The organism is Robertmurraya siralis (genome assembly GCF_005502275.1).
GTDB classification, from domain to species: Bacteria; Bacillota; Bacilli; order Bacillales; family Cytobacillaceae; genus Robertmurraya; species Robertmurraya siralis.
In genome coordinates this window covers 1-12,991 of the sequence record NZ_SWLZ01000033.1, presented here as the reverse complement: position 1 = coordinate 12,991, position 12,991 = coordinate 1, and the positions used below count along the sequence as shown (strand labels likewise).

The 12,991-nt window shown below is 40.2% G+C and carries 16 protein-coding genes; 7 read left to right on the top strand and 9 right to left on the bottom strand.

Annotation, left to right across the window (positions count from 1 at the left end; all coding sequences use genetic code 11):
- Positions 1–50 precede the first annotated feature (50 nt).
- The 4 genes from ntdP to fabL all read right to left on the bottom strand — a co-directional run bounded on the left by ntdP (position 51) and on the right by fabL (position 2,351).
- A complete protein-coding gene (gene ntdP / locus FCJ93_RS22935) occupies positions 51–581 on the bottom strand; it encodes a nucleoside tri-diphosphate phosphatase (protein WP_095314085.1) in 531 nt (176 codons plus the stop codon).
- A gap of 234 nt (positions 582–815) precedes the next feature.
- Complete coding sequence (locus FCJ93_RS22930) at positions 816–1,067, bottom strand: YgaB family protein (RefSeq protein ID WP_095314087.1); 252 nt, start codon at positions 1,065–1,067, stop codon at positions 816–818.
- Positions 1,068–1,330: 263 nt separating this feature from the next.
- Positions 1,331–1,525 (bottom strand): gamma-type small acid-soluble spore protein, encoded by a 195-nt coding sequence (locus FCJ93_RS22925; RefSeq protein ID WP_095314090.1) that lies wholly within the window; start codon positions 1,523–1,525, stop codon positions 1,331–1,333.
- 79 nt (positions 1,526–1,604) lie between these two features.
- Positions 1,605–2,351 carry an enoyl-[acyl-carrier-protein] reductase FabL gene (gene fabL, locus FCJ93_RS22920; protein ID WP_137744781.1) on the bottom strand — a complete coding sequence of 249 codons (747 nt, stop codon included), beginning with the start codon at positions 2,349–2,351 and terminating at the stop codon, positions 1,605–1,607.
- A gap of 125 nt (positions 2,352–2,476) precedes the next feature.
- Between fabL and FCJ93_RS22915 the strand changes: the two genes are divergently transcribed.
- Positions 2,477–2,665: a hypothetical protein gene (locus tag FCJ93_RS22915; protein WP_095314094.1), complete on the top strand. Its 189-nt coding sequence runs from the start codon at positions 2,477–2,479 to the stop codon at positions 2,663–2,665.
- 394 nt (positions 2,666–3,059) lie between these two features.
- Here FCJ93_RS22915 and mutY read toward each other — a convergent pair whose 3' ends face one another.
- Positions 3,060–4,154, bottom strand: coding sequence for an A/G-specific adenine glycosylase (gene mutY / locus FCJ93_RS22910; RefSeq protein ID WP_137744780.1), 1,095 nt, complete (start codon positions 4,152–4,154; stop codon positions 3,060–3,062).
- A gap of 198 nt (positions 4,155–4,352) precedes the next feature.
- Here mutY and FCJ93_RS22905 point away from each other — a divergent pair, with 198 nt between their 5' ends.
- Complete coding sequence (locus tag FCJ93_RS22905) at positions 4,353–5,333, top strand: metal-dependent hydrolase (protein WP_137744779.1); 981 nt, start codon at positions 4,353–4,355, stop codon at positions 5,331–5,333.
- 212 nt (positions 5,334–5,545) lie between these two features.
- On the opposite strand, the gene FCJ93_RS22900 is transcribed toward FCJ93_RS22905, so the two are convergent.
- Positions 5,546–5,809: a YfhJ family protein gene (locus tag FCJ93_RS22900; protein ID WP_137744778.1), complete on the bottom strand. Its 264-nt coding sequence runs from the start codon at positions 5,807–5,809 to the stop codon at positions 5,546–5,548.
- 134 nt (positions 5,810–5,943) lie between these two features.
- Here FCJ93_RS22900 and FCJ93_RS22895 point away from each other — a divergent pair, with 134 nt between their 5' ends.
- Together FCJ93_RS22895 and FCJ93_RS22890 are read left to right on the top strand one after the other, a co-directional pair.
- Positions 5,944–6,120, top strand: coding sequence for a small, acid-soluble spore protein K (locus tag FCJ93_RS22895; protein ID WP_137744777.1), 177 nt, complete (start codon positions 5,944–5,946; stop codon positions 6,118–6,120).
- A gap of 60 nt (positions 6,121–6,180) precedes the next feature.
- Positions 6,181–6,339, top strand: a complete 159-nt coding sequence (locus FCJ93_RS22890; protein WP_137744776.1) for a YpzG family protein — start codon at positions 6,181–6,183, stop codon at positions 6,337–6,339.
- 48 nt (positions 6,340–6,387) lie between these two features.
- Here the strand turns inward: FCJ93_RS22890 and FCJ93_RS22885 are convergent, their stop codons facing one another.
- Together FCJ93_RS22885 and recX are read right to left on the bottom strand one after the other, a co-directional pair.
- On the bottom strand, positions 6,388–6,708 hold the full coding sequence (locus FCJ93_RS22885) for a YfhH family protein (protein ID WP_095314105.1): 321 nt from the start codon (positions 6,706–6,708) through the stop codon (positions 6,388–6,390).
- 17 nt (positions 6,709–6,725) lie between these two features.
- Entirely contained in the window at positions 6,726–7,535 is an 810-nt protein-coding gene (gene recX, locus FCJ93_RS22880) for a recombination regulator RecX (protein ID WP_137744775.1), read from the bottom strand.
- 319 nt (positions 7,536–7,854) lie between these two features.
- On the opposite strand from recX, the gene FCJ93_RS22875 reads away from it, so the two are divergent.
- The 3 genes from FCJ93_RS22875 (at position 7,855) to FCJ93_RS22865 (ending at position 9,212) form a co-directional block, all read left to right on the top strand.
- A complete protein-coding gene (locus FCJ93_RS22875; RefSeq protein WP_137744774.1) occupies positions 7,855–8,754 on the top strand; it encodes a TIGR01777 family oxidoreductase in 900 nt (299 codons plus the stop codon).
- 63 nt (positions 8,755–8,817) lie between these two features.
- Positions 8,818–8,946, top strand: coding sequence for a YfhE family protein (locus tag FCJ93_RS22870; protein ID WP_095314111.1), 129 nt, complete (start codon positions 8,818–8,820; stop codon positions 8,944–8,946).
- A gap of 83 nt (positions 8,947–9,029) precedes the next feature.
- Positions 9,030–9,212, top strand: coding sequence for a YfhD family protein (locus FCJ93_RS22865; RefSeq protein WP_095314113.1), 183 nt, complete (start codon positions 9,030–9,032; stop codon positions 9,210–9,212).
- Between the two features lie 34 nt (positions 9,213–9,246).
- On the opposite strand, the gene FCJ93_RS22860 is transcribed toward FCJ93_RS22865, so the two are convergent.
- Positions 9,247–12,402, bottom strand: coding sequence for a DEAD/DEAH box helicase (locus FCJ93_RS22860; RefSeq protein ID WP_137744773.1), 3,156 nt, complete (start codon positions 12,400–12,402; stop codon positions 9,247–9,249).
- Positions 12,403–12,991 lie beyond the last annotated feature (589 nt).

Below are 12,991 nucleotides of genomic sequence, written 5' to 3'. Positions count from 1 at the left end.
AAAACCTGTTGAATCCATGTCAACAGGCGATCTCATCATACATTTCCTTGTTAGCGTCTGTAGGTTAAATATCGCTCATACCAAATATCAATAAAATCCGCGGCAAAAGGACCTTTTCTTTGACGTATCCAACGCATGAGCTTATCCACATGGGTTTTTAAAATTTGATCAATCACTTCAGGATATTTCATTTCCTTTCGGTGCCGTTCATACTCGTCCTCATCAAGCAAATTAAAGGTCATGTCGGGAAAAACCTTAATATCTAAATCATAATCTATGTACTTCAAAGCTTCTCCGTCAAAAATAAACGGTGAGCTTAAATTACAATAATAGTAAATCCCATCCTCGCGAATCATCCCAATCACGTTGAACCAAAGCTGTGCATGAAAATAGCAGATTGCTGGCTCCCGTGTTACCCATGTTCTGCCATCCGATTCAGTTACTATAGTCCGATCATTTCCACCAATAACTAAATTTCGCGAGCCTTTTAAAACGGTTGTTTCATCCCATACTCGATGAATATGTCCATTATGCTTATAGCTATGAATTTGTATCGGTTCACCTTCCATAGGTACTTCCATTTTAGTCTCCCTACTTTCATTTTCCGAACACCTTGAATATATTTGACAATGACTTCCAAGTTAACAGCCATTGCGACAATTGTTGAATTCGTTAAACTTATTCAAAAATAACAAAGCCTGTCCAGTTTCTCTTTTTATTATTATAACGGTAAAAGGGAGAATTTAAAACAAAGAGCCATTGAAATATTTCAATGACTTCACTTATTTCAAAGATTCGATTGTTTTTTAAAACCATTAAACTAAAGCACGTGCATCCTGATAAGACTGAATTAACTCTTCAGTTTGCTCCTCAAAGATCTTATGGATTTCCTGTAATTCTGCTTTCTTTACTGCTATATCCCTGCGAACACTTTCTAATTTAGCTTGCTCTTGAAGTTCTTTAAGTACCCTTTCAATATCCTGACAACGCTCAATTTCAGACTGAAGAAATAACAGCTTTTCCATCGTTTCCATCTGTTCACTTACTAAACGGTTAAATTTATTCATGTTTATACACCGTCCTATAGCTGATTTAATTCCACGTTTTAATATATTCGTTCCACCTAGAGGTATTCCTTTGACTAGTTATGTAAGCTTACAGGAAGTTTTGTCGAAAAAACACCGGAGCATGTCAAAATCCAACTAGCGATTTTTACTAGCACTAGACTTTGCCAGACCTTGCTGTTTACGCTTGAAAAAAGCATTCTTACTGCACAAAAGAACACCCCTTCTGCGCATAAGAAGGAGTGTTCTTTTTTAAGTATATACTGTTATGATTGACCAAATTGGCCAGAGTTTTGAGATTTTTTAGATTCTGCTTGTTGGTTTTGTTTTCTAACCTCTTGTGCGTTCGTTTCGCTACCAAATTCTGTACCGAATTGCCCTTGAGAACCAGCAGATTGAGCGTTTTGCTGGCGCACTTGTTGAATGTTAGTTCCAGCTTGAGATTTGTTTGGCTTTGCCACTGATATCACCTCCACGCCTATTAATTTATCCAGACGTGGAGATAAATATCCATTTATTTTCTGGAAATAAATGACTTATTTATACTAATAATGATATGCCGCCGTCAACAATAATTGTTTGTCCTCTAATCATGCTGGCTTGATCACTGACGAGAAACATTACAGTGTTCACGATATCATCAATTTCTACCATTTTTCCTGCCGGGGTTTTCGCTCTAGCTTCAGCAAGAAGCTCCTCGCGATTTGGAAATGATTTCAACGCTTCCGTATCTACCGCTCCACCTGAGACAGCATTTACCACGATATTCTTCGCCGACAATTCAACAGCCAAATAACGAGTAAGTGCTTCGACTGCCGCTTTTGATACTCCCACTGTCGTGTAATTTTCTAAATAGCGAATGGCCCCTAAAGAACTGATACTGACAATTTTGCCTCCACCATTCTTTTCCATTCGTTTCGCTGCTTCCTGGGCACAAAATAAAAGTGCTTTACTATTGATATTCATCGTCCAATTCCAATGGGATTCTTCCAATTCCATAACTGGCCTTTGCACACCTGACGCTGCATTGCTGATGAATACATCCAAACGACCAAATACTTGATCGATTTCTTCAAACATGGCTTTTATTTTTTCCACGTCCCCAACATTGGCTTTAACGACCAATACTCTTCTTCCTAACGCTTCAATTTCAGCAGCCGTTTCCAAAGCAGCTTTTTTGCTTCTCGCGTAATTGAGCACAATATCATAGCCTTCCTGTGCTAAACGCAAGGCTGTCGCTTTGCCAATTCCTCGACTACTTCCAGTAACTAATGCAACCTTTGTCATAAAAATCGAAATCCTTTCTTATCCCCGTTCTTCCGAGTTTCTTCTTCAATTTTAGTCATTCTTTGTATAGATAGCAATTGAGAATATAAGACTATTCGTATACAAAAGATGAAGGAGTGTTTCAAATGTACGATGGAAGAGACATGACAGAACTGTCCATGCTCCCTATTACAAACTGGAATGATAAAGAACTTGCTTATTTTCATCACTCTTTACAACAAATGACGCCTTACTTAAACGCACAAGGTCAAACCATTCACCAGGAAATCATTACAGAAATCGAAAATCGCGGTGGACTTCGAAAAAGATTTTAATGTTACAACTCTTTCCAGCATTTCGAAGCGAATGTGCCGATTGTGATGCATTTGGACAGAAAAATATACGCTTAGGCTTCGCAGCACCGACAAAAAATGATGCACGTGCTCTCTCTATGTCCGATTAGAAAACCTATTCAGTCAGAAATGGCTGAGAGCCGCTTTCGCAAGTTCGAACGGAAGTCGGGATTGGACAGAAAATGGAGAGCTCAGACTTGCCGCTCGATTCGAAGGCCTATTTGGACAGAAAGGCAGTACACCAACATTCTAAGTCCAAATCCTCTAAATTACCTTTCGGGAAACTAGCTCAAACAAAAAAAAGCTCAATTGCCCAAGCCATTGGATTCATCCTTCATATGATGTGAAAAAAAACGCCGTTTTTCTCGGCGCTTTTTCATGAATATTTATAGTATTGTTTGATGATTTTTTGGTGCGAGACTGGAAACGGATACGCATCAATACTTTCAAGAGTTGCATATTTTAAATCATCGGCTTCCCTTATCGGAGTAAGGAGCTCACCTTCAAATACTTGAATATCCCACTTTAGATGCGAGAATACATGCTCTATTTGCCCGACATTTTTTCCAAGCTTTACTTCGATTCCAAGCTGCTCCAACAATAAACCTTGAATATGACTCTTTTCTCGTAAAAATGGCAAAGATATTTCAACATTAGGAAATTCCCACATATTTGCCAATAGACCACTGCTTGGACGTTTATGAATTACGGTATTTCCGTCGCTATCTTTTATTACGACTGCTGCGAGACGAATAAGCCTTTGCTTTTTTGCCTTTGTCTTAATGGGGAGCTCTTTCTCTACTCCCTCATGAAAGGCATGGCAATGGTCACGCACCGGGCATAGTAGACACGAAGGAGTCGTTGGTGTGCAGATGAGAGCGCCGAGTTCCATTAATGCTTGATTAAAGTAAGATGGATTGTCATGAGAAATCAGTTCTTCAATCGCCTTCTCAAAAATCTTCCTCGTAGAAGGTTTGGCAATGTCATCCCAAATCGATAAAATGCGGGATATGACTCTCATCACATTTCCATCAACTGCAGGCTCTGGAATTCCGTAAGCAATCGATAAAATGGCTCCTGCCGTATAAGGACCGACCCCTTTCAGCGTGGAAATTTCATCCTTCGTATTAGGGACGGTCCCGCCATACTTTTCTCTCACTTCTTTCACAGCCGACTGGAGATTTCTGACCCTTGAATAGTATCCCAATCCTTCCCATGCCTTCAATACCTTTTCTTCATCAGCATCTGCTAAGTCCTCCAATGTGGGGAACTGTTCGATAAAACGATTGAAGTAAGGAATGACCGTGTCCACTCTTGTTTGTTGAAGCATGATTTCGGAAACCCAAACCTTATATGGGTCCTGATCCTTCCGCCAAGGTAAAATCCGTTGTTCTTTCGCAAACCACTCGATTAAATCATCCTGGAAGGCAGCTTTTTCAATTAATTTAAGGTTTTTTAAAGAATCTGTCATGAATGTGCCTCCTGGTGTCAAACATATTAATAATAAATATTTGTGAAGTTTATTTGAAACAATTTATAAAAATACCGGAAAAAACTATATTTACAGCGCACATGTTGTTAAAATTATTATATATTAATTAGTCTTTAAGGCAGAGCATTTTGCCTATACTGGATCATTTCACTCTATCCTACAAGGAGGTTCATCCTTTTGGACACTGGCACACACCTAGTTATGGGGCTTGCCCTTGGAGGGCTTGCTACACTTGATCCGGTTGTTGCGGGAAGTGCTGCTACTGCAACGAGCGTCATGGTTGGAACCATCGTCGGATCACAGGCTCCTGATGTTGATACTGTTCTTAAACTTAAAAATAATGCTGTTTACATTCGGAATCACCGTGGAATCACGCACTCTATTCCGGCTGTGTTATTATGGCCAATTGCGATCACGGCGGTTATTTATCCTTTTTTTCCAGAAGCGAACCTTCTGCATTTATGGCTTTGGACATTTCTTGCGGTTTTCCTACACGTTTTTGTCGACATTTTTAATGCTTACGGTACTCAAGCATTGCGACCCTTCTCATCGAAATGGATCGCACTCGGAGTGATCAATACATTCGATCCCTACATTTTTGGATTGCATGTGCTTGGAATCATCATTTGGATGTTAGGTGGCCATCCTGGCTACACCTTCTTAACTCTGTATATAATTCTTGTCTTTTATTATTTTGTTCGCTTTTTTACGCAGCGTAAGGTAATGAAGGAGGTTCGGGCTCTCATTCCCAATGCTACCGACATCATCATTTCACCAACAATGAAATTTCATCAATGGCGCATTGCAGTCATGAATAACAATCAATTTTTTGTCGGCCGTGCCCACAACAATGATGTCACCATTATCGATCAATTTAATCGAGTAAAAGTACCATCGTCTCCAGTCATTGCCGCCGCGAAAAAAGATGAAAATTTATCTGCTTTTCTTTCTTTTTCTCCCGTCTACCGTTGGGAAGTTGACGAATATGACAATTACTATGAAGTGAAATTTATCGATTTACGCTATCGCAGCAAGGATCATTATCCCTTTGTCGCCGTTGTTCAGCTTGATCAAGAGCTAAATATTGTTACTTCCTATACAGGCTGGATATTTAGCGAAGAAAAATTAAGAAAAAAACTGGAAATCATTCCGAATTAAACCTGTTAGAGGCAAAAAGAAGAGTATCAAAAAGTGGTACTCTTTTTTTGCTCTACCTCATTTAGAGTGAGACCCGCAATTAAATCAAAAGCTGCGGAAAATTGCGTTCAAAATTTGCGCATTTAATCAATAGGCTCTCTGTGAGAAAGCACTCAATTTTCCTGAAAACTCGCACAATTGTAAAAAATCGACATCTGCTCTAAAAAAGCATTTTAGTGCTCTTTCTGATCCTCAAATAAGTGACTATATTTTGGGTTCGTTGCGAAAAACTCGTGAAGCTTCTCACCATAATTTTCAATCCATTGCCGGACAATTTTTTCAGTCATCTCGCTGCCCTTATATTCCCGCCCTGCTTTCGCTCGCGTTGTTTCAAAGTCATCCCATAAAAGCTCCACCCACGTTTGCGCTTGATGAACGGATAATTTTGTATTTTTTTCAAGTAAAAGCTCCACTAATTTTTGCTGGTATTCCTGCATTTCTTTCACCTCGCTGGCAACTTTTTGTTTGTTGAAATCATGATACTTACTCGGCAATGCGCTCATACTATGAATACGTGGTTAGCATTTAGTGCTTTTCACGTATTTTAAGACTCTTTAAGGGGGTAACTGTTTTGCGCAATAAGGCTAAAGGTTTCCCGTATGAAAATCAAAACAAGTTCGAGGGTGAGCCTCGAGCAAAATCAGAATACGCCTCGAAAAGGGCCAACGGCACCACAAATACTCATCCGCAAGAACGGATGAGGGCATCGAATAATCGAGAATCTGACACATCTGAGCTTTTCGAATAGACGCAGTTCCTTGGACCCGTGCATTTCTCTGAAATCATTTTTCTGGGAGGCTTGCTTAAAATGGGAAATTCGAAAAAGTTTTTTGATCAAAATCCATATTCTAGCCCATTTACTTCGCCACATTATCGTTCGAAGCATGCACATTCTCAAGTTAATGGAGAAACTAAGGAAACGCAAGATATTATTATCCTCCACCGTCAAATTCGAAAAAACTCTTAATTTAATTACACACCTTCGTCAATCGAATAACCAGAGCTTTGCCTCTGGTTATTTTAGCTCTCTTAGCATCGATATTGGCAATGCTTCCTTTTCCTTACTCTCTCCAAGGCGGTATCCCCATGCAAATACTCCATTCAAATAGGAGACTTGAAAATATTTCCCTGGATCCCCTTCTATTTCATAAATCTCTTCTTTTTTAATGTCATTTGGATTCATTAAATATGCCTTAGCCATAATCGCTTTGCGCTCAAGAACCGCAAACTCATTGACCATTCCCATTTGTTCAGCTTTGCGCGCTTGTTCCTTTAGTCTGGCAATTTCTTGTTGAAGTTCATATTCGCTTAGTTCACTATATCTTTTATCTTCCATGTTGTTGCCACTCCCCATTATCGGTTCTTCATTTCTTCTAAAAACTGGGCAATCATGTCGAGCGAAAAGCCTTTGCGATATAAAGCTTGTTTCATTTTTTGCTCATATTCATAGCCATCATACTGGACATACTTCCTGTGAGCTTTTTCTCCTTGGAATCTTAACGCCTTCATTTCCTCATCAACATCTTTCAACTCATCATGCGCCTCTGCTGCTACTGTAATCACCTCAAAAGGATAGCCTTTACGAATTAAATGTTGTTCCGCTTTCTGCTTTGCCATTCTTTCGGACTCACGTGAACCTTTCTTAAGCACCTTTGCCCAAAGCTCTGTTGCCTTTTCCACTTGCCGTTCAAACGGGTACTCCTTTAAGGCTTGTTCCATTAAAGCGGGAGCAACTCCCTTCTCCTTCAGTTCACGGTGAATTGCCTCAATTCCCTTGTCAGTTGTATTCATTTGCGTTCGGACGAAAGCTAAAGCATACTCTTCATCGTTTAAAAACTGATACTCATCCAATTTATGAATGACTTCTTGTATAACAGGCGCTTCAACCTCTTTCTCAGCTAAATATTTTCGAACCTCCTGCTCCGTTCTCATTTTTCTTGATAAAAAATGAATAGCCAAATTGTACGCCTTCCTAATATCATCATGGTAGTGAATTTCCATGAGCGCAAAGTCATCAAGCTCGAGACCTTTTTTTAAATTACATTTTATCAACACATCTTCATCGACGCTAAAAGCATATTCTTCACCTTTTCCATGGTCCAAGAAGATATTATATCGCTCAGTGTTCTTTTTTTGGACGGTGATTTTTGTAATGATAGCCATTCATCTCACCTCCCTATAAATGTACCACATGCCATCCAATTATGTCTTTATGAAAACTATTGCTTTACTTTTAGGCTTTATATGTCATGTTGATTTTTGGCCCATTTTCTCTTAGACCTTTCTTTATAACTGAAAGACGAGTGAAACTTTGGTTTCACACATAATGATTATTTCAGTAATTCTGGTTAACAAAGCCTGCTCTTAAAACAAAAAAAGCAGCGAACCAGTAGCAGGATTTTTAAAACAGCTTCAAAAATAAAGGACTTTTATGAGATAGAAGCTAATTTATTAATAACGAACTAAAAGGAGGACAATTCACATGAGAATTGCCATAGCAGGCGGAAGCGGCTTTGTTGGAAATGCCTTGACGAAACGTCTCATTGAGCAAGGTCATGAAGTATTCATTCTTACCCGCAGTCCAGCAAAGAACGGAGATATCAAGTACATACAATGGTTAACAGAAGGAAGCGATCCCGCTGGACAGTTAAAAGAAATCGATGTGATGATGAATTTAGCCGGTGAATCAATCGGAGCTGGACGCTGGACGTCAACACGTAAACAGCTTATCGTCCAGAGCCGTCTCCAAACAGTGGTAGAAGTACTGCAAATAATGAAACAGCTTCCCACAAAACCAAAAGTATTCCTAAACGCAAGTGCAATTGGCTTTTATGGGACTTCATTACATGATCGTTATACTGAAGCAGACGCGTCAGCGGGTAGCGATTTTCTTGCTTCCACCGTTAAACAATGGGAAGAAAAAGCATTGGAGGCGACCCATCTCAATGTTCGCACGGTTTTATGTCGATTCGGTATAATTTTAGACAAAAAAGAAGGTGCTTTGCCAAGAATGGCTCTTCCGTATAAATTATTCGCAGGTGGAAACCTAGGTACTGGGCAGCAATGGATGTCTTGGATCCATCTTGATGATGTCGTAAATGGAATCATTTTTGCAATCGAGAATGAAAATCTTTCAGGCTCTGTTAATTTCACTGCACCTGTTCCAGTAAAAATGGAGCAATTGGGAAAGTCATTAGCAAAAGCGACGAATAGACCTCATTGGTTCCCAACACCAGCGTTTATGTTAAAAGCGCTCCTCGGTGAGATGAGCCTATTAGTTTTAGAAGGACAGCATGTTCTTCCGACTAAATTACAACAAGCAGGCTACCAATTTCAATATAAAGAAATTGCTTCTGCCTTAGCGGACATTTATGAAAATTAACGTATTATCCCCTCCTAATAAGGGAAAAATAGGAAGTGTATTGAATAAGGAGGGATGATTACGTTGTCTGATAAGAAAAGGAAAGATAAGTCAAAAAGCACATTATCCAGTATGCAGGAAGTCATCTATTCCCATGAATTTAAGCTCGCTGACCAAGCAGGCGGTTTTAGCAAAAAGAAGGCAAGACATTAACATATTTTTTAGCTTGAAAGTGAAAAATAAGTATGGAAACATTCGTGTTTTCCGTACTTTTTTCTTGGAAAGGGGTTTTCCTAGTGGGTCGAGCACAAGGACATAAAACAAGAGATAAAAACAAGGCGAAATTGCCGCAAGTACCAAAAAACATGAAATCTGACGGGCTTGATGTTGAATTTGACCGTGATTTAGCCGATCATGATGATTTAGAGGCGATGGCACGCTCAAATGCCGCTGATAAGAGAGCCAAAAAGAATAAATAGCACCATTTTCAGTGGGGAGATGCTCCCCACTGAGCTAAATTTGCAAAAGATCGCGAATATCTTCGTCTGTTAATGCCCATGCATTATGATCTGATGACTTAATGAGTTCATCGATAAGATGACGTTTTTTATCCTGAAGTTCATCGATCTTCTCTTCAATCGTCCCTTTGGAAATCAATTTAATGACTTTTACCGTGTTCATCTGCCCAATCCGATGAGCCCGATCTGCTGCCTGCTCCTCCACTGCTGGATTCCACCAAAGATCGTATAAAATAACCGTATCTGCTCCAGTTAAATTTAGTCCTGTCCCACCGGCTTTCAGGGAAATAAGAAAGAAGTTATGCTCTCCTTGATTAAATCGATTGCAAATCTCTATTCGTTCCTCTGCCGGGGTATTCCCATCAAGGTAAAAAAAGGATTCACCCTGTTCAGCTAGTTCTCTGCCTATTAAATCAAGCATTTTCGTAAATTGGGAAAAAATCAAAACTCTCCTGCCAGATAGCTTAGCTTCCACAACAATATTCATTAATTTGGCAAACTTTGCCGAGTTCCCTTTATAGCCATCAACAAACAGAGCAGGATGACAACAAATTTGCCTTAATCTCGTCAAACCAGCCAAAATTCTAATCCGGTTTTTTCGGATTGTATTCTTGTCCAAATGCTTAAGCGTATCATTTTTAAGCTTTGCCAAATAGGCAGCATACAGTTTCTTTTGTTCGCTGAAAAGCTCAACCGATTCTTGAAGCGCAATTTTCTCTGGTAATTCACCAAGGACATCTTCCTTCATACGGCGGAGGAGAAACGGACGCGTTCTTCTTGCAATTTGCTTTGAAGTTAAATTGGCATATTGCTTCAATCCTCTAAAAAGCTCTGGAAAAACAACATGGAAAATGGACCAAAGCTCCTCACTAGAATTCTCCACTGGCGTCCCTGTTAATGCAAAACGATAATCGGCATGAAGCTTCTTGACAGCTTTTGCCGTTTGCGTCATTGGGTTTTTAAATGCCTGTGCTTCATCAAAGAAAATGGTATGAAATTTTTCCCGTTCAAGCAAACTAACATCCTTCCGAAGCAATGTATAGGAAATAATCCAGACATCCTTCTCCTGCAAATGTTGATAAAGTCTTACCCTATCCTTTCTTTCCCCATTGATGACAGCTACTTTAGTTCCTGGTGTGAATTTCCCTAATTCATTTAGCCAGTTATATGTGACAGAAGATGGGCAAACAATCAAGACTGGAAGTGTATGCTTGCGGATATCTTCCATCACCGACTCGATATAGGCGATGCTCTGCACCGTTTTCCCCAACCCCATATCATCTGCCAAAACTCCGCCAAATCCATAGCTAGCGAGGGTTTTCATCCATTGATAGCCGCGCTTTTGATAATCGCGCAACACATGTGCCAAATTGGCAGGAACGTTGGTACGACTAGCTTCCGGTTCAGTCATTTCTTTTAAAAATTCACGAAAAGACTCTTCGGGGCTAAAGAGGTCATTTTCCATTATGACATCAAGAAATGCGATCCCTTTTACCAGTGGCAGCTCAAATGAAGCATCTATTTCTTCTTGAATGGGAACCGCCTTTAAAAAACGCTTAATCTCTTCAAACTCTCTCGTCTCTAATGAAAGTAATGAACCGTTGCGCAAACGGTAATATTTCCGTTTTTCTTCTAATGCCTGCAAAAGCTCACGAATTTGCGTTTCCGGAATCCCATCCATTTCAAATTTAAATTCGAGCCAATTTGTTCGTTCCTTTTTGAACTTCACCTTTATTTTAGGCGGGGCATGTCCTTTAATAATTCGATTTCGAACGGCTGTTGTCGCATACACTTCCGTTAGTTTTTGCAGCTTGGGAACTGTATATGTTAAAAACTCATATTCAAGCTCCTCATGATGAAGAAAATAGCCTTCATCCGTTTTTGTCAATTCACTTTCTTCTATTATTGATAAAATCGCTTCTTCCTTTCTTGTATCCCTGACGATCATTACACCCGTATTCGAGTTTTCTACTGGATTAATGACCAATTTTCCGTAATGAAATTCAAGCCCAACAAGCAAACGATTTTTCACACGATCTAAAAACAGCTTCGCAGTGAGCGGTGTCCGAATCAGCCTGTTTTCTAACTCCTTGGCAATCGTTACCGTCCCAAGCTTTTTTAAGCCTGGCAATATTTTTTCTAAAAAGTAATGAACCTGTTCTTTCGGAATTGGAATATGATTCGTGTTGGAAGAAAAGAGCATCTCCTGTAGATTGGCTAATCTAACACAATCATCATAATCCAAGTGAAAAACTTGACCGTCACAAAATATGCACTCATAGGTCGGCAAAAGGATGTGGCGATCTAATCCGGATACGGCTAATTGGTATGTAACGCCCACTGTTGCTTGAAATTCAAATTGTAAATCTATAGGCTCATTTGAAACCTGTAATCCTTGAAATACCGTACTGCCATATTTAAGCCTTGCTTGCGGAATTTTTGTGAGCAATGGCAGAAGTCTCTTCCACGAAGTGGGTGGTACAATCAAAAGGCTCTTCTTTTCAGAGGCAATATGTTCAAACAAAAGTTCTTCATCGCGATTCACTTGAATTAATTCATGAATCACTTGATCGGCTTCTCTTTGAAAACAGTGCACGCTCGGATCATAGGTAAATGCTAGAGACAGTATGCTTCTTTCTCCACTCGCAACACATTCTAAAAACTCACGAATATGTAATATCGGGTTGCTTTCCACTTGTAGTTCTATGGCAACCATCATTTGCCCATTTTCCCCAGCAATCGGCATACAGGTAAAAATCGTTTCCAGAACCTGTCTGTCCTCAAAATGAAGCTGCTGTCCACTTGAGCGCTTCGAGCTATTTTGAAAAATAGACAGCAATCCTTCAGCTAACTCGGAATGCTGTGGAGCAGTCTGCTTATAGTAGAGTGCAATTAAGACTGCGGCAGTATGCTGGCACTCTTTTTCAAAGGAAGCAAGGGTTGGACAGCTACAACTCGTTTGCAACTCCCCTTCATTATTCACCTTTATCGTTACTCGAAAACCTTCACCTGTGTTGACAATGGCATCACAGGAATCAGATGTATTTTTTTGCAAAACAACCTTATTTCCAGAATAAAAAGCTTCGCCTCTTTTGAAGGAGATATCTCCACACATTTCTTTGATTTGTTTAAGTGTAAGCCTTGTATTCAAAATGCATGCCTCCTTCCCGTCTCATTCAATACTACTATATTATAGAGGAATCAATGATAAAACAAGAGAGTGAAGCATGTAGGAGCGTTCACCTGTATTTAAAGGCGCAAACATAAATTATTTCTGGCGAAGCGCCATATAAGCAAGGAAAAAGGAAGTATGGCCAAATCGAGTGGGCATTCGGACAAGCTAGTGAGGGAACCCAAGCGCGGTGTACGCTTAGAGCATGTACTCGGACAAACGGGCGAGGAAACCGGGTCGCTTTGGCCGAATAGAGGACACATTCGGACTTTCAAGATCGGGAATTCGCGTGCTTTGGCCGAATAGAGGACGCATTCGGACTTTCAAGATCGGGTATCCGCGCGCTTTGGCCGAATAGAGGACGCATTCGGACTTTCAAGATCGGGTATCCGCGCGCTTTGACCGAATAGAGGACGCATCCGGACTTTCAAGATCGGGTATCCGCGTGCTTTGGCCGAATAGAGGACGCATTCGGACTTTCAAGATCGGGTATCCGCGTGCTTTGGCCGAATAGAGGACGCATCCGGACTTTCAAGATCGGGTATCCGCGCGCTTTGGCCGAATAGAG